14 protein-coding genes and 1 pseudogene are annotated in these 15,233 nt (G+C 72.8%); 7 read left to right on the top strand and 8 right to left on the bottom strand.

Features of this window, described 5'->3' with window-relative positions; all coding sequences use genetic code 11:
- Window positions 1-63: 63 nt before the first annotated feature.
- Both DRB89_RS40615 and DRB89_RS40610 read right to left on the bottom strand, forming a co-directional pair.
- Window positions 64-507 (bottom strand): hypothetical protein, encoded by a 444-nt coding sequence (locus DRB89_RS40615; protein WP_162689025.1) that lies wholly within the window; start codon window positions 505-507, stop codon window positions 64-66.
- Between the two features lie 690 nt (window positions 508-1,197).
- Window positions 1,198-1,527 (bottom strand): DUF6415 family natural product biosynthesis protein, encoded by a 330-nt coding sequence (locus DRB89_RS40610; protein ID WP_112452548.1) that lies wholly within the window; start codon window positions 1,525-1,527, stop codon window positions 1,198-1,200.
- 206 nt (window positions 1,528-1,733) lie between these two features.
- Between DRB89_RS40610 and DRB89_RS40605 the strand changes: the two genes are divergently transcribed.
- From DRB89_RS40605 to DRB89_RS40590, 4 genes are all read left to right on the top strand, one after another.
- Window positions 1,734-2,654, top strand: coding sequence for a Twin-arginine translocation pathway signal (locus DRB89_RS40605; protein WP_239516638.1), 921 nt, complete (start codon window positions 1,734-1,736; stop codon window positions 2,652-2,654).
- Window positions 2,655-2,922: 268 nt separating this feature from the next.
- Window positions 2,923-3,237: a 4a-hydroxytetrahydrobiopterin dehydratase gene (locus DRB89_RS40600; RefSeq protein ID WP_112452549.1), complete on the top strand. Its 315-nt coding sequence runs from the start codon at window positions 2,923-2,925 to the stop codon at window positions 3,235-3,237.
- A gap of 883 nt (window positions 3,238-4,120) precedes the next feature.
- Entirely contained in the window at window positions 4,121-5,257 is a 1,137-nt protein-coding gene (locus DRB89_RS40595; protein WP_112463725.1) for a hypothetical protein, read from the top strand.
- On the top strand, window positions 5,254-5,490 hold the full coding sequence (locus DRB89_RS40590; protein ID WP_112452883.1) for a hypothetical protein: 237 nt from the start codon (window positions 5,254-5,256) through the stop codon (window positions 5,488-5,490). Before DRB89_RS40595 ends, DRB89_RS40590 begins: the two co-directional genes overlap by 4 nt.
- Window positions 5,491-5,498: 8 nt before the next feature.
- On the opposite strand, the gene DRB89_RS40585 is transcribed toward DRB89_RS40590, so the two are convergent.
- Complete coding sequence (locus DRB89_RS40585; RefSeq protein WP_112452882.1) at window positions 5,499-6,014, bottom strand: gluconokinase; 516 nt, start codon at window positions 6,012-6,014, stop codon at window positions 5,499-5,501.
- A 315-nt stretch (window positions 6,015-6,329) separates the two neighbouring features.
- Between DRB89_RS40585 and DRB89_RS40580 the strand changes: the two genes are divergently transcribed.
- Window positions 6,330-7,394 carry a hypothetical protein gene (locus DRB89_RS40580; protein WP_162688938.1) on the top strand — a complete coding sequence of 355 codons (1,065 nt, stop codon included), beginning with the start codon at window positions 6,330-6,332 and terminating at the stop codon, window positions 7,392-7,394.
- 110 nt (window positions 7,395-7,504) lie between these two features.
- On the opposite strand, the gene DRB89_RS40575 is transcribed toward DRB89_RS40580, so the two are convergent.
- The 5 genes from DRB89_RS40575 to DRB89_RS40555 all read right to left on the bottom strand — a co-directional run bounded on the left by DRB89_RS40575 (window position 7,505) and on the right by DRB89_RS40555 (window position 13,788).
- Window positions 7,505-8,668, bottom strand: coding sequence for an ROK family glucokinase (locus DRB89_RS40575; protein ID WP_112463723.1), 1,164 nt, complete (start codon window positions 8,666-8,668; stop codon window positions 7,505-7,507).
- 16 nt (window positions 8,669-8,684) lie between these two features.
- The gene (locus DRB89_RS40570; protein ID WP_239516636.1) at window positions 8,685-9,575 is read right to left on the bottom strand and encodes an ATP-binding cassette domain-containing protein; all 891 of its coding nucleotides are present in this window, start codon (window positions 9,573-9,575) and stop codon (window positions 8,685-8,687) included.
- Window positions 9,545-10,606 (bottom strand): ABC transporter permease, encoded by a 1,062-nt coding sequence (locus tag DRB89_RS40565; RefSeq protein WP_112463959.1) that lies wholly within the window; start codon window positions 10,604-10,606, stop codon window positions 9,545-9,547. Before DRB89_RS40565 ends, DRB89_RS40570 begins: the two co-directional genes overlap by 31 nt.
- A gap of 198 nt (window positions 10,607-10,804) precedes the next feature.
- Entirely contained in the window at window positions 10,805-11,752 is a 948-nt protein-coding gene (locus tag DRB89_RS40560) for a hypothetical protein (RefSeq protein WP_112451794.1), read from the bottom strand.
- Window positions 11,753-12,132: 380 nt separating this feature from the next.
- Window positions 12,133-13,788 (bottom strand): FAD-binding dehydrogenase, encoded by a 1,656-nt coding sequence (locus tag DRB89_RS40555; RefSeq protein ID WP_112451793.1) that lies wholly within the window; start codon window positions 13,786-13,788, stop codon window positions 12,133-12,135.
- An 83-nt stretch (window positions 13,789-13,871) separates the two neighbouring features.
- Between DRB89_RS40555 and DRB89_RS40550 the strand changes: the two are divergent.
- Together DRB89_RS40550 and DRB89_RS40545 are read left to right on the top strand one after the other, a co-directional pair.
- Window positions 13,872-14,138: pseudogene (locus tag DRB89_RS40550) on the top strand (NUDIX domain-containing protein); the annotation flags it as partial.
- A gap of 477 nt (window positions 14,139-14,615) precedes the next feature.
- On the top strand, window positions 14,616-14,990 hold the full coding sequence (locus DRB89_RS40545) for a hypothetical protein (protein ID WP_112452924.1): 375 nt from the start codon (window positions 14,616-14,618) through the stop codon (window positions 14,988-14,990).
- Window positions 14,991-15,233: the final 243 nt, after the last annotated feature.

Raw genomic sequence — 15,233 nt, 5'->3', positions numbered from 1 at the left:
CGGGCCGCCCACCGGATCCGGGCCGTCTGACGGCCCGGGTCCCGCCGCGGGTCTGGTCGCGCCTTAGCCCTGCTGGAAGAGCTCGGCGGGCAGCGGCTTCAGCAGCGCGTACAGGTCGTCGGTGATCGGTCGGTCCCAGCTCGCGATGGTGACCAGCACATTGTCGCTGCGGTCGAACTGCACGCAGCTGATCCGGCTCTCCGAGAGCTTGATCTTCCGGACGATGAGGAGGTTGTCGCCCTGCATGACGGGGCAGTCCTCGGCGCCGGTGACCTCGACGTCCTCTTCGTTCTCGAGGGCGTCGAGGAGCTGGGCCACCTCGAAGGGGACCTGGCCCTCGGAGAGGTCGCGGGCGGGGGAACCCTCGGGGAGGTTTCCGATGATCATCGCGGGGCCGCGTCCGCCGAAGAGGTCGTAGCGGAGGAAGACACCCTGGCAGCTGCCGTCGGGCGCGGGCAGCAGCCCGGCCCCGAGATTGCCCGGCCAGTCCCCCGGGTCCATGGCCAGGACGTCGAAGTCCGGGCCGGCGGGTGTGGCGGCGCGGTGGCGGCGGAGGGGGCGGTCTCTGCCGGTGCGGCTCCCGGCGTGTGCATGCGGTTCACGATGCGACGCGGGTGTTACGCGGACCGCCACCCCCGGTTACGCCTCTTGTACGAGCCCCTCAGCGCGGGCCCTGCCGGCCGGTGAGGTACTGGACGGTCAGGCCTGCCGTGGCGTCGGGAGGGTCAGATGGGTATAATGGCAAGACCTGCGTGCGGGGTGGCTTCGACGGTTGTCGGGGGGAGAGAAGGGGAGGGACGGCCCGGTCGCGGCAGCCCGCCCGTGGCGTTGAGGCGCACCGGATCGCTACACAGTCGCTCTCGGCATAGCGGCTACAGGCCGTCTTGCGTTGGGCGCCGACAGCCCGAGACGCTGTCAAGGAAGGGATCGCGACGACGAAACCTCGGTCGGGGCACCTCGGGAAGCTCCGGTCAGCAGATGCCGACGAGGATGGAGGTGAGTACACCGAGGACGATGAGGACGTAGAGGACCTGCCGCAGGAGCTCGGTCACGGATCGCGTACTCGGATCGGTCGGCACTCTGGATCCGTCCAGTTGTGAGCGTGCTGGTCTGGGCGGGCACCGGACGCCGAATGCCCGGGGATCGTCTCGTAGTCCTTGCTCAGGATCGGCCGGTCACAGTGGCAACAGAAGCGCGTCACTGGACGGCGCTCGACTCGTACTCGCTGAGAGCCGAAATCAAGGCCCGCGCGATCCTGGCCAGGCCGCGGGCGTGGTTCCAATTCGCGTTCGGCTCGGAACTCCGCGGGCCGACCGCCGAGACGTACTCCCATTCGTCGACCGCGCTGGTGATCTTGGGGGCCCGCTGGTTCTGGGGAATGCGTACCGCGGCATCGTGGAGCCGCTGGCCGCACGTGATGAGGTCGTCGATGAGAAGGGCCACACCCTCAGCGGGCGGGCGTTCGGGATAGGGGGCGAGAGCCGTGGCAATCAGCTCCTGGAGGTTCCTGCCTGCTTGCGTCGCCATGGTTTACCCCGGGTTCGTCAGCGCGTCCAGTGCTTGCAAGTGGATGATTGCGCTGCATGCAGATGGGCAAATAGGCCATCGCATGGCCATCGATGGCCACGTGGCGGCCATGGCCGGGGATATGTGCGATGACACCTCAGACTGGGGCCATGGGCCACCGAAACGACGCGCTCAGGGCCGCCCGACTCCGGGTCGGATGGCGCAGCATGGACGCCGCCGCTGCGGCGCTCAGCATTCACGGGCAGCAGTTCCTCGACGACCGCTCGTACGAAGTGTCCGCGCGAACGTGGCGCCGCTGGGAAGGCACCAGCCCGGGCTGGCCGTCGGAAGAGACTGCCACGGTGCTCCACGACGCACTCGGCCGATGGCCTGAAGAACTCGGCTTCCGGGTGCCCGCAGGCTGGATCCGACCCGAAGCCCACCCGGAGGACGACGTGAGACGCAGGACGTTCGTATCCGTGACGGCGGCCGCACTCATGCCCGGTCCCGTCGCCACCCAGCACGTCGACCCCGCCCTCATCGACTACTTCCAGCAGCAGCTGGAAGGTCACTACCGCGCCGACATGTTCCTTGGCCCTCACGACCTCGTCGGTACCGTCAGCGCTCAATTCCAGCTCATCGACAAACTCATCCGCAGCGCGAAGGGCGAGACCCGTCGCGGGCTCCTCCGGGCGGGCGCCGCGTACGCCGCCCTCGTCGGCTGGCTCTACCAGGACGCTGGTGACCTCGGCGCGGCCGCGTTCTGGCGGGGAATCACGCAGGAGATCGCGGCCCGGTCCCGCGACCCGCACCTTGTCGGATACTCGCTCGTCAATCTTGCTCAGGTCCGCACCGATCTCGGGGACGGGCACGGCGTCATCGATTTGTGCGAGGCCGTGCTCGAAGACGACCGCGTTGTCCCCAAGGTGCGGGTCATGGCGATGCAGCAACAGGCCCACGGCGCCAGTCTCACCGGTGACCGCACCGCCGTCGACCGCCTCATCGACACTGCGGGCGGGCTCATCTCCCGCGTGGACGACGACCTGCCGTGGGGTAACGCCTGTCGGCGCACCCCGGGCTACCTCGAGGTGCAGCGGGCCACCTGCTATGGCCGTCTCGGCCTGGGCCGGGAGGCGGAGTCGTTGTAGTCGCAAGTGCTCCACGCGGTTCCCGCGGCCGCCCGCCGGGACCGCGGCGTTTACCTCGCCCGGCACGCTACGGCGGCCGCCTTGGCCCGCGAGCCGGAGCAGGCAGTGGAGATCGCCCGAACTGCCGTGGAGATCGTGGCAGAGACCCGATCGGCGCGGATGCACCGTGAACTACGCGGACTGGAGCGGGCCATGAGGCCGTGGCACGATGCCCCGGTAGGCCGGGACCTCGCAGAGATCCTGGCGCCCGTGAACAAGGGGAGCTGACATGGGCGTACCGAAGCCGTTGTCCGACGAGGCGATCGCCGAGCAGCTGGCCGGACTGCCGGGGTGGGAGCGCAAGGGTGACGAGATCACCCGCACCTACGAGATCCGCTACCACGCGGCCGTCGCAGCGATCGTGACCATCGCGGACCGGTCCCGACGCATCCAGCACCACGCTGACCTGGACCTCCGCATCGACAGTCTGCGCGCGTCGATCACCACCCACGATGCCGGCCACCGCTTGACCCACGCAGACTTCGATCTCGCGCACCGCATCGACGTGATCGTGGCTGCACACCAATCACTCCCACTGGACTGACGCAGGATGCACAAAGGGCCTCTCCCGCGCCCGGAAGGGCGGGGAGGGGGCTTGATGTCGTCTGAGGGTGATCCGTTCGTCCTTAGAGTCCGAGAGCTGATCGTTTACCTCCCAACCGGCCGCCAAACCGGCACAAAAAGGGCCACTCAAGGTCCTCGCGGACCAGAAGGGCGTCCCACCCGCACTCGCCTCCTCGAAGGGGCGCCCCACCGCCCTCGGCGGCTTGTGTTCGACCCCAGGCGACCCGCAGTCGCCTCCCCAGAGGGGCAAATGCTGCGCCTGGGCGGCTTATGTCCGGCTGCAGACGGTCGTCGGCCGCTGAGTCGAGAAGGGGAACGTCTCGGCGCTGGTGCGGCTTATGTCCAGCCGTAGACGGTCGTCGGCCGCTAAGCCGGCCAGAGAACGTGTGGCGGGTGTGCGGCTTATGGCCAGCCGTAGACGGTCGTCGGCCGCTAAGCCGGCCAGAGAACGTGTGGCGGGTGTGCGGCTTATGCCCGGCCACAGACGGCCGTCGGCCGCTATGCCAACCGGGACTGTGTAGCGATCTGGTGCGCCTCAACGCCAGAGGCGGGCTGCCGCGACCGGGCCGTCCCTCCCCTTCTCTCCCCCCGGCCATCCTTCGGGGGGATCCCGGGAGTCTTGTGTTGTTCCGGGACGGGACGGTCGGTCAAGGGTGGCCGAAGGCCATCGCGTAGCGACGCGACCGGAGGGAGCGCCCTTGAGGGGCCGGCCCGGCGCGGAAGGACACTGGACGCCCGGGACGCCACCCGACAACTGTCAAAGCCACCGACCGGGCGGGCCCCGCCAACCCAACGCCCCCCAACGTACTGCCCGTACTGCCCGCGACACCCGCCCGCCGTCCGTCCGACCCGACGAGGAATCCATGTCCGACGCCGCGCCCTCCGCGACCACCGGGTCCACCGACCCGGACGCCGATCAGCTGGGAGCCCTGTGCCGGGAGCTGGCCGAGGCGGCCGACGCCGTCGGCGAAGCCGCCCACTACGCTTCCCGGCTGGCCCTCGGCTCCCGGCTGCCGGTCCCCGCCCTGGCCCGCGGCAGTCGCCGCCGGACGGCCTGGCGCACGCTGCTGCGCGTCCTCGCCGACCCGGCCGGACTCGGCTGGGCCCCGCGCGGCCGGGGCGTCGCGCGGGCCGGCTGGCTGGCCGGAGTGCTCGCCGGCCGGGAGAGCCTCGCCGTCAGCCTCGCGGTGTGCGGCCTCAAGAGCCGGATCCGGGCCGCGTGCACGAGCAATCCGGGGATGCCGGCGGACCCGGCCGCCGCGGAGGTCTTCCGGGCCGTCGAGGAGGACCGGCAGGCCGACGCCGTCCGGGAGTTCCGCGACCTCGTGCGCCGACAGGGCGCCGGACCCGCTTTCGCCCTGCTGAACCCGTCCTTCGCCGACATCCTGGCCTGGAGCGCGCTGACCGACGACAACCCCTTCAACGACCACGCCGGCTGGCAGGTCGCCACCGGCCGGGCCGTGGCGGCCGAACCGCTGCTCGGGCTCGGCGCCGCCTTCCGGGCCTTCTTCGACCGGGCTCCGGCCTGGGCCGAGCCGGACCCCGGCCTCCTCGCCGAGCTGGACACCACCGGTACCCCGGCGGGGTACGGGCGCAACGCCGATCGGATCGCCGGGGCCGGTGGCGCCGTGCTGCTCCAAACGGTCGCCGGACCGGACGGCACCGAGCGGTGCGTGGTCCAACTCGCCGGTCCGCCGGGCGACTCCGGGCACACCGCCGACGCGTACGCCGCCTACGCGCGCACGGTGGCCGCGACACTGCGCCGCCTCGTGCCCTCCGGAACCACACTCGCCCTGATCGGCCGCGGACCAGGCGGGCCGGCGGCCGTACTGCTCGCCGCGAGCCGGGACTTCACCACCGTCTACCCGGCCGTCCGGGTGTGCCACGACCCGCGGTCCGCGGCGCGAGAGCTGGCGGACTTCCGGGGCCGGGTCACCGGGAGCCATCTCGTCGGCGTCCCGGGCGTCCCCGACGCCTTCGCCCCGGGGAGGTCCCGGTGACGGACGCCCCCGCACCTGCCCCGGCCGACGGCCTGCGCGCCCACTCGGCGGCCCTGCGCTCGCACGCCGAGCGCCTGCGCCGCGCCGCGGGCGACCTGCGCTGGCAGGGCCCGCGGGCCGACGCGCTGCGCGCCGAGGTGGCCGGCCTCGCCGACCGCTGCGCCACGGCGGCGGGCGGCTTCGACCTGGCGGCGGCGCAACTCGCCGAACCCCGCCCCCCGGGCACCCCGTAAGAGACGGCCTACAGGTCCTGGCCCGAGGGGAGCTGCCGCAGGGCGGCGAGGGCGCGGTGCGCGACCTCCTGCGAGCTCCCGGACACGTCGACGAGGACGCCGGCCTCGTCCGCCTGGAGCGCCTCCAGCGTGGCGAACTGTGAATCCAGCAGCGCGAGGGGCATGAAGTGCCCCTTGCGCGCCGCCATCCGCTTCTCGATGAGGGGCCGCTCCCCGGTGAGGTGGACGAACGCGGTCCCGGGAGCGGCGGCGCGCAGCCGGTCGCGGTAGACGCGCTTGAGGGCGGAGGCGGCGACGACCCCGCCGCTGAGGCCGGCCCGGTTGCGCATCCACTCGCCGATGGCGTCCAGCCAGGGCCACCGGTCCGTGTCGTCCAGGGGAGTGCCGGCCGACATCTTGGCCACGTTGGCCGCCGGGTGGAAGTCGTCGCCCTCCGCGTACGGAAGGCCGAGCTCTTCGGCGAGCAGCCGGCCCACGGTCGTCTTGCCCGTCCCGGCCACGCCCATCACCACCATGACGCGCATCCCCGAACACCTCGCTGTCCTCGCCGGCACCGGCCCGTACGGCGCCCGGCCGACGTGTGCGGCGCCCGGCACCACTGAAGCCCATCGCGCAGCCCCTGTCCAAGGGTTCCGCGCGGCCCGGTGCTCCCACCGGACCCGTCCGGGCGTCCGGCCGCCCCGCTGTTCGGCGTACCGCCACCGCGTGTCGTTGGACCAACTCGCTGACGATGCGGCGACATTAACGTTTTTGATCTTCATCGGACCCCCGTCCGGGAGATGCTCCCCCTCGCTCCGGCCGGAGCGCACGACCATTCCGTTCGCCGAAGGGGTACTCGCATGTCATCCACAGCAAGAACCGGACGAAGGGCCCGGCTCGCGGGCGGCCTCGTGCTGCCGGTGGCGGTGGCACTGGGCGGATTCGCGGTCCCCGCGGCCGCCTCCGAGGGCGGCGGGGCGGGGGAGCCGGCCGGCCGCGCCGCGGCTTCCGCACCGGAGTCCGGGGGCCCGGGTACGAGCTGCGCCCGGCTCGGGAGCCCCGGAGCGGCTCCGGGGACCGCCCATCCGTGCCCCGGCCAGGCCGGCCCCCAGGGGCCCAGGGGCTCGCAGGGACCGGCCGGCCCGCCGGGTTCCAAGGGGGAGAAGGGCGGCCCCGGGCCCAAGGGCGAGGCCGGGGCCAAGGGCGAGGCGGGACCCAAGGGCGAAGCCGGGGCCAAGGGCGACGCCGGCCCGCCGGGCCCCAAGGGCGAGTCGGGGGCCGCGGGCTCCAAGGGGGACCGGGGGCCCCTCGGCCGCAAGGGCGACCCGGGGCCCAAGGGCGACCCCGGCCGCACCGGGGACACCGGCCCCGCCGGTTCCCAGGGCCAGCAGGGCGCGGCAGGCCCGGCCGGCCCGCCCGGCGCGCAGGGCCTGCCCGGACTGCCCGGCACCGCGGGACCCCAGGGCTTCGCGGGCCCGCCCGGCCGCCAAGGGGCCGCGGGTCCCGTCGGCACCGGCGGAGCACTCGGCCCGCTCGGACCGGTCGGCCCGCAGGGACGCCCCGGCCCGCAGGGCCCGTGCGCCTCGGTGGACAACCAGATGCCCAACAACTCCGAGGAGTTCGCCCTGGTCCTCAAGGACGGCAAGACCCACCTCGGCCGCCGCACCCGCGACATGGCCGGCTTCTGGGGCGATTTCACCTGGACCGACCTCACCGTGGCACCCGTCACCGGCTATCCGGCCGACGTCTGCTCCGTGGCACTGGCCATCCAGGGCAACGACGTGAAGGTCAAGGCACTCACCAAGACGGGCACGCTTTACCACACCCACTGCGAGACCAACGGGCGCGCCGTCACCTGCAACGCGCCCTGGGCGCCCGTGAACCCGCAGCCCGGAGCGGTCGCGGCCCGCCCGTCCCGGTCCTGACGGCCGCCCCCGCCGCTCCCGCACTTTTATGTGTACGGCGACCACCGTGAACTCCTCTGGGTGGTTCGTCGGCAGCTTCAGATGTTTATAAGGGACAGGGGTGGGCGGTGTCACTGCTGCTTTTCCTGGTCTTCGGGGCCGGTGGCGTCGCGCCGGCCGAACTGCGCGTAGCGCTCGTGGCGTTCGACGCGCCGGCGGGTGGCGCGGCGGAAGCGCCGGGCGACGAGCCGGGCCAGGTCGGCGGCGCCGACCATGCCGGCCTCGGGGCCGAGCTCGGCCTTGGCGATGCGGGCCTCGGGGCGGTAGCCGCGGCCGGTGAGGTGGCGGCGGAAGGCTTCGCGGGCGGGGCCGATGAGCAGGTCGTCGGGGGCGCTGACGCCGCCGCCGATGACGAAGCAGGAGGGGTCGAGGGCGGCCGCGAGGTTGGCGATGCCGACGCCGAGCCACTGGCCGATGTCCTGGAGGAGCTCGACGCACATGGCGTCGCCCTCCCGGGCCAGCTCGGTGATGAGCGGCCCGGTGATCTCGTGGACGTTGCCGCCGACCCGGGCGATGAGGTTGTGCGCGACCGGGGAGTCGGCGGCGGCCAGCTCGCGGGCCTCGCGGACCAGGGCGTTGCCCGAGCTGTACTGCTCCCAGCAGCCGCGGTTGCCGCAGGGGCAGCGGTGCCCCCCGGGGACCACCTGCATGTGGCCGAACTCGCCGGCCACCCCGTAGCGGCCCCGCTTGACCTGGCCGTCCTCGAGGATGGCCCCGCCGATGCCGGTGCCCAGCGTGATCATGACGAGGTGGTCCTCGCCGCGCGCGGCGCCGAAGCGCCATTCGGCCCAGGCGGCGGTGTTGGCATCGTTGTCGACCATGACCGGGATCGCGAGCCGGGACTGGAGCGCGTCGCGCAGCGGTTCGTCGCGCCAGGCCAGGTGCGGGGCGAAGAGCACGCGGGAGCGGTCGGCATCGACCCAGCCGGCCGCGCCGATGCCCACCGCGTGCACGTCGTGCCGGTCGGAGAGGTCCAGGACCAGCTCGACGATGGTGTCCTCGACCACCTTGGCGCTCTTGGACTTGTCGGGGGTCTCGGCCCGGATCTTCTCCAGGATGATCCCGTCGGCGTCGACGACGCCGGCCATCACCTTGGTGCCGCCGATGTCGATGCCGACGGTCGGAACGCGCGGGGCGGTCAGGTGCGACCGGCGCTCACGGGTCCCGATGGTCCGCAGGACGGTGCCTCGCGCCGCTCCCCGGTGGGCGAGCGTGAAGTCCCGGTACGTGCTCATCGAGTCGTGTCGTCCCTCATGGTGCGGTGGTGCCGGATGTGGTGCCGGATGCGCCCTCAGGTCCTGATTCTGCCACCCGCTCCAGCTCGTGGCTCAGCTCGTCGAGCTCGGAGCCGCCCGCCATCTGGCGGGTGAGCTCGTCCAGGGTGATCGAGTCGCGGGTGTGGCTGCCCGCCATGGTGCCGCGCTTGAGCAGCACGAACCGGTTGCCGACCAGGTAGGCGTGGTGCGGGTTGTGCGTGATCAGGACCACGCCGAGGCCGGCGTCGCGGGCGGCCGCCACGTACTTGAGGACCACGCCCGACTGCTTGACGCCGAGGGCCGCGGTGGGCTCGTCGAGGACGAGGACCTTCGCGCCGAAGTGGACGGCGCGGGCGATGGCCACGCACTGGCGCTCCCCGCCGGACAGGGTGCCGATGGGCTGGTCCACGTCCCGCAGGTCGATGCCCATGCGCAAGAGCTCGGCGCGGGTGGTCTCGCGCATGAGGTCCACGTCGAGGCGGCGGAAGGGGCCGCGGCCCTTGGTGGGCTCGGAGCCGAGGAAGAAGTTGCGCCAGACGGGCATCAGCGGGACCACGGCGAGGTCCTGGTAGACGGTGGCGATCCCGTGGTCGAGGGCGGCGCGCGGGTTGGCGAGCACGGTCTCCTCGCCCTCGATCTCGAAGGTGCCGGCGTCGTGCCGGTGCAGCCCCGCGATGATCTTGATGAGGGTGGACTTGCCGGCGCCGTTGTCGCCGAGGACACAGGTGATCTCGCCGGCCGAGACCTCCAGGGAGACGCCCTGGAGGGCGCGGATGTTCCCGTAGTACTTGCTGACGTCGGTCAGCTTCACCAGGGCGGGCGCGGTGGCTCCGCCGTCGTCCTTCACCGTGGTCGTCACTTCGCCTCCGCCCGCTTGCGCACCCATGCGTTGAGCAGCGTGGCCAGCAGCAGCATCGCCCCGAGGAAGAATTTGAACCAGTCCGGGTTCCACTGGGCGTACACGATGCCGTTGCTGGTCATGCCGAAGATGAAGGCGCCCACGGCCGAGCCGATCGCCGAGCCGTAGCCGCCGGTCATCAGACAGCCGCCGATGACGGCCGCGATGATGTAGAGGAACTCGTTGCCGACGCCCTCGCCCGACTGCACGACGTCGAACGAGAACAGGATGTGCTGGCCGGAGATCCAGGCGCACAGCGCGACGCCCATGTACAGGCCGATACGGGTCTTCACGACCGGGACGCCGGTCGCGCGGGCCGCGTCCGCCCCGCCGCCCACGGCGAAGATCCAGTTGCCGGCGCGCGTGCGCAGCAGGATCCAGGTGGCGACGGCGACCAGGGCCAGCCACCACAGGACGGTCACCTTCAGGGTGACCGGTCCCACGGTCCACTGCGAGGCGAACAGGGCGCGCGCGGAGGCGAAGCCCTCCATGTCGGCGATGGTCTTGGTGGAGACCGAGCCGCTGATCAGCTTGGTGAAGCCGAGGTTCAGGCCGGTCAGCATCAGGAAGGTGCCGAGCGTGATGATGAAGCTCGGCAGTTTCGTCCGGGTCAGCATGAACCCGTTGAAGAAGCCGATGGCCAGGGTGACCAGCAGGGACACCAGCACGCCGACCCAGACGTTGGCCGTCATCTGGTAGCTGAACATCGAGCTGAACAGTGCCGAGGTGGTGACCATGACGCCCGCGGAGAGGTCGAACTCGCCGCCGATCATGAGCAGGGCCACCGGGACGGCCATGATGCCGATGGTGGAGGCCGAGTACAGGATCGTGCTCAGGCTGGAGGCCCGCAGGAAGCTGTCCGCGGCGAAGGAGAAGAAGACGAAGACGGCGGCCGCGCCGACGACCGCACCCAGCTCGGGGCGGCCCAGCAGGCGGCGCAGCAGCGAGGTGGGGGCGAGCCGCTCGTCGGACGGGGCGGCGGCGGGCGCGGGTGCGGTGTCCGTGACATTCCGGGCCACGGGCGGGCGGCCGTTGCGCACGGTCACCGTGTAGGGGAAGGGCTCCCCGGGGGCGACGGGGGAGCGGGTCTCGGCGGCCTTGGTCAGCGAGAGGTCGGCCCGGGCGGCCGCCACCCCGCCGGGCGGAGCGGCGGCCGCGCTGGTGTTGTTCGCGGGCTGCGGATCGGCGACGGCGTGCCGGAGTGCGGGGAGCGGGGGTCAGGCGGTGCCGAGCGCGGCGCTGCGCGCGGCGAGGAAGGCCTTGTGCGGGTCGAGGTCCGGGTAGGACCACGGGGCGCGGGTGGCGTGGCTGCCGATGCGCTGGAAGAGGGCCGCGGCCTCGGCGGGGCGGCCTTCGGAGAGTTTGGCGTGGGCGAGGAAGTTGAGGTCCACACGGTTGCGGGGGTGGTCCTCGCGCTCCCACTCCAGCCACCAGTCGAAGGCGGAGCGCAGCACCTGGCGGGCGCGGCGCCCGGACCAGTGCTCGGTCACGGCCTGGACGCTGTGGCCGTGCGCTGCGGCGAGGACCCGGTAGCGCTCGGCGTGGGCGATGACGGGGAGCACGGCCAGCGGGGAGTCGGCCGGGGACTCCTCGGCGGCCCAGGCGGCGAAGTCGTAGACCTCGTGGAGCGGGTCGTGGCCGGAGGCGGGGGCCCGCTCGGCCAGCCGGGAGACCATCAGGTGGTGGGCGTGGTGGTGTTCCCGGTGGCGGGCCCGGACCTGGTCGAAGTGGCGGCTGAACTCCTCCTCGGTGCCGAGGGCGCGGGTCAGGAGCAGCAGGCCGAGCCAGGGGGTGGGGTCGGCCGGGAAGAGGGCGGCGGCCCGGCGGCAGGCTTCCTCGGCGGCTTCCGGGGTGCCCTTGCGGCGCAGTGCGGTGAAGACGGCCGCGCAGGCGAGGAGGGTGACGGCGTCGGCGCTCTCCGGTTCGGCGAGGAGCCATTCGCGGGCCCAGGCGGTGGCCGCGGGAGTCTCGGCGAGCACGACGAGCCGGTGGCCGCGGCGGTCCCAGTCGTCGCCGGTGGCGACCAGCAGGGAGCGCGCCTTGGCCCAGCGGCCCTGGGTGAACTGGGAGCGGACGTCGACGAGTTCCAGGTCACAGAGGGCGGGGTCGAAGAGCTGGGCGTCCCGCTTGCGGGCGCGGCCGAGGGGCGGCGGAGGCGGAGACATCCGCGGAATCCCTCCAAGGCGCGGGCGGTCGGGCGGTGTTGCCGGATGATCACGCACAGCAAAGCGGTACGCACAGCTCCGAGTCAAGGTCCAGTCCACTGGCTGGCGCGTTTCAACTGGTGTGGAAAGCTGCCGAGTTGAGACGGTACTTCCGCTTCGCGGCGGGGCCCCCGGTGGGGGCCCCGCGGAGATCGGCGAAGGCGTGCGTCAGCCAATTTCCCGCTCGCGGTGCGGGGTGGGGCGGCACTGAGCGGCCCCGCCGGGCCGCGGCCGCGGGCGGGGCCCCGCCCGGGCGTACGGGCTTTCCGGGCCGCGGGCGCGGCGTGCTCGGGGCCGCCGGGCGGGAGGGCGGCCCGCGCGTCCGCTGGCCGGATCCCGCCCTAGCCGATGGCCGCGGCCGCGGCGCGGCCCGCCGCGCGGCCCGAGAAGATGCAGCCGCCGAGGAAGGTGCCCTCCAGGGCCCGGTAGCCGTGGACGCCGCCGCCGCCGAAGCCGGCCGCCTCGCCCGCCGCGTAGAGGCCCGGCAAGGGTTCGCCCGTGTCGGTCAGCACCCGGGAGGAGAGGTCGGTCTCCAGGCCGCCGAGGGATTTGCGGGTCAGGATCGAGAGCCTGACGGCCACCAGCGGGCCCGCCGCCGGGTCCAGGATCCGGTGCGGGGCGGCGGTGCGGATCAGCTTGTCGCCGAGGTACTTGCGCGCCCCGTGGATCGACATGACCTGGAGGTCCTTGGTGAAGGGGTTGGCGATCTCCCGGTCGCGGGCGACGACCTCCCGGCGGACCGTCTCCTCGTCCAGCAGCCCTTCCTTCGTGACCGCGTTCATGCCGCGCACGAGCGAGGCCAGGTCCTTCTCGACCACGAAGTCGACGCCGTTGTCCATGAAGGCCCGCACCGGGCCGGGCACGGCCTGACGCGCCCGCTCGATGACGCCCCGGACGGACTTGCCCGTCAGGTCGGGGTTCTGCTCGGAGCCGGAGAGCCCGAACTCCTTGCCGATGATGCGCTGGCTGAGGACGAACCAGGTGTGGTCGTGGCCGGTCTTCATGATGTGGTCGAGGGTGCCGAGCGTGTCGAACCCCGGGAAGAGCGGTACGGGCAGCCGCTTGCCGGTGGCGTCGAGCCAGAGCGAGGAGGGGCCCGGCAAGATGCGGATGCCGTGCCTGGCCCAGATCGGGTTCCAGTTCTCGATGCCCTCGGTGTAGTGCCACATCCGGTCCTTGTTGATGTGGCTCGCGCCCGCCCCCTCCGCGATGCCCAGCATCAGGCCGTCCACGTGCGCCGGGACCCCGGAGAGCATCCGCTCCGGCGGGGTGCCGAGCCGGGCCGGCCACTGCTTGCGCACGAGGTCGTGGTTGCCGCCGATGCCGCCGCTGGTCACGATCACGGCCTGGGCCCGCAGGGAGAACTCGCCGGTGGCCTCGCGGCCGCTCGCGGTGCCCCGTACGGCGTCGGAGGGGGCCAGCACCTCGCCGGTCACGGTGTCGAGCGCGCCCGCCGTGCGGGAGAGCCCGGTGACCCGGTGGCGGAACTTCAGCTGGACCAGCCCGCGGGCCGCCCCGGCCCGCACCCGGCGCTCGAAGGGCTCCACCAGGCCGGGGCCGGTGCCCCAGGTGATGTGGAAGCGGGGGACGGAGTTGCCGTGGCCGTTCGCGTCGTAGCCGCCGCGCTCGGCCCAGCCCACGACGGGGAAGAAGCGGACGCCCTGGGCGTGCAGCCAGGGGCGCTTCTCGCCGGCCGCGAAGTCCACGTAGGCCTCGGCCCAGCGGCGCGGCCAGGCGTCCTCCTCGCGGTCGAAGCCCGCCGTGCCGGCCCAGTCCTGGAGGGCCAGCTCGCGGGTGTCCTTGATCCGCATGCGGCGCTGCTCCGGCGAGTCGACGAAGAACAGGCCGCCGAAGGACCAGTGGGCCTGGCCGCCGATGGACCGTTCGGGCTCCTGGTCGAGCAGGATGACCTTGCGGCCGGCGTCGACGAGCTCGGCGGTGGCCACGAGGCCCGCGAGCCCGGCCCCGATCACGATCACGTCTGCGTCGTACGTCATGCGAAACCCGTCCTCCGTCGGTGGTGGAGGCGATCCTTTGCTACGGAGCGGTAACCAGTCAACAGGAGCGGAGGCACCAAGACGTGAGCGCGGCCGACGAGGTACTGGACGTGGTGGACCGGGACGACCGGGTGACGGGGCGGGCGCCGCGCGGCGAGGTGTACGCGGCCGGGCTCGTCCACCGGTGCGTGTTCGTGCTGGCCGGGGACAGGCAGGGGCGGATCTTCACCCACCGGCGGACGGCGTCGAAGCTGGTCTTCCCGGCGCACTACGACATGTTCGTGGGCGGGGTGGTGGGCGCCGGCGAGAGCTACGCGCAGGCCGCCCTGCGGGAGGCGGAGGAGGAGCTCGCCCGCGGGATCGTGGAGGCTGGGGCGAGCGGCCCACCACGAAGGCGGCACCGTCCCAATCCGTCCACTCAGCCAGCCCCTCAGAAAGATCCACGGAGCGATCCTGCCAGCACAGCATCAGACCCGGTGAACCTTTCCGGTCACAGCACTAGTGCTGCGGCCGGGAAGGTTTGCCGGGTCGCGGTGTCCGGTGCGGTGCCTCTCCCCCAGCTACCGCTGGGAGGGGCCCCCGGGCGGAGGGCCGCTTGTACTGGACGTACTTCGGTGGTCCGACAACGCGGCGAGGTGCCGTGCCGGGCGCCGCGACCCGGTGAACCTTTCCGGTCACAGCACTAGCACTGGGCAGTCCAGTGGAATGCCGTACTCCGCCCGGGCGGGCCGCGCCGCCGGGGCGGGGCCCGCGGGCGCGGTCATCCCGCGCGCGCTGATTTCGGAAGGCACGCGCGCCGTGTCCGGGAGCGGGACTACGCTCACCAGGTGGAACGCGCAGAGGTACTCAAGCGAGTGATCGGCATCCTCACCGAGGCCCAGGACATCCGCCGGGCCGTCGAGACGGGCGAGGAGGACGCCGAGGGCGGCCCGGAGGAGGCGGCGGCCGGAGTGGCCACGACGCTCCTGAACGAGATGCTGCCGTCGATCAGCGTGCCGGCCGACGCCTCGCCGCGGCAGGTGGCGACGCTGGTCGCCGAGGCCCTCGGCCCGGCCCTGCACACGATGGTTTCAGGTTTCAGCCTGGCCTTCACCAGCCTCGCCATCGCGCACGACAACGGCCGGACGGACGTCTCCGCGATCGAGGTCCTCCAGGAACTCGCCCTCGAGATCGAGGCGGGGACCTACGACGAAGGTCCGTAGCTCCTCGGGCGCCTCAGGCGGGGTGGCCGGTGAGGGACGCGCCGGAGCGTAGTACGCGCTGAGCGCGGAGCGGTACTCCGCGCTGCCGAGGTTCTCGTCCCGGTCGAACTCCGGAGCGTCCGCGATCTCCCCCTTGGTGAGGTCGACGTAGAGGCGCCGGGCCTCCTCCTCGACCTTCGTGATCGCGCGGACCGGGAGGAACCCTGTCCTGCCCCGACGCGTCGGGGCAGGGCAGGGAGGGGA

The organism is Streptomyces sp. ICC4 (assembly GCF_003287915.1).
GTDB lineage: Bacteria > Actinomycetota > Actinomycetes > Streptomycetales > Streptomycetaceae > Streptomyces > Streptomyces tritrimontium.
This window is presented reverse-complemented; position numbering and strand designations above follow the sequence as displayed.

Excerpts from the sequence above, each read along its gene's own strand:
- DRB89_RS40555 (WP_112451793.1), bottom strand. The coding sequence starts at position 13,788 with ATGACGTACGACGCAGACGTGATCGTGATCGGGGCCGGGCTCGCGGGC.
- DRB89_RS40560 (WP_112451794.1), bottom strand. The coding sequence starts at position 11,752 with ATGTCTCCGCCTCCGCCGCCCCTCGGCCGCGCCCGCAAGCGGGACGCC.
- DRB89_RS40585 (WP_112452882.1), bottom strand. The coding sequence starts at position 6,014 with ATGCGCGTCATGGTGGTGATGGGCGTGGCCGGGACGGGCAAGACGACC.
- DRB89_RS40570 (WP_239516636.1), bottom strand. The coding sequence starts at position 9,575 with ATGGGTGCGCAAGCGGGCGGAGGCGAAGTGACGACCACGGTGAAGGAC.
- DRB89_RS40605 (WP_239516638.1), top strand. The coding sequence starts at position 1,734 with ATGGACGCCGCCGCTGCGGCGCTCAGCATTCACGGGCAGCAGTTCCTC.
- DRB89_RS40595 (WP_112463725.1), top strand. The coding sequence starts at position 4,121 with ATGTCCGACGCCGCGCCCTCCGCGACCACCGGGTCCACCGACCCGGAC.
- DRB89_RS40575 (WP_112463723.1), bottom strand. The coding sequence starts at position 8,668 with ATGAGCACGTACCGGGACTTCACGCTCGCCCACCGGGGAGCGGCGCGA.
- DRB89_RS40580 (WP_162688938.1), top strand. The coding sequence starts at position 6,330 with ATGTCATCCACAGCAAGAACCGGACGAAGGGCCCGGCTCGCGGGCGGC.
- DRB89_RS40610 (WP_112452548.1), bottom strand. The coding sequence starts at position 1,527 with ATGGCGACGCAAGCAGGCAGGAACCTCCAGGAGCTGATTGCCACGGCT.
- DRB89_RS40600 (WP_112452549.1), top strand. The coding sequence starts at position 2,923 with ATGGGCGTACCGAAGCCGTTGTCCGACGAGGCGATCGCCGAGCAGCTG.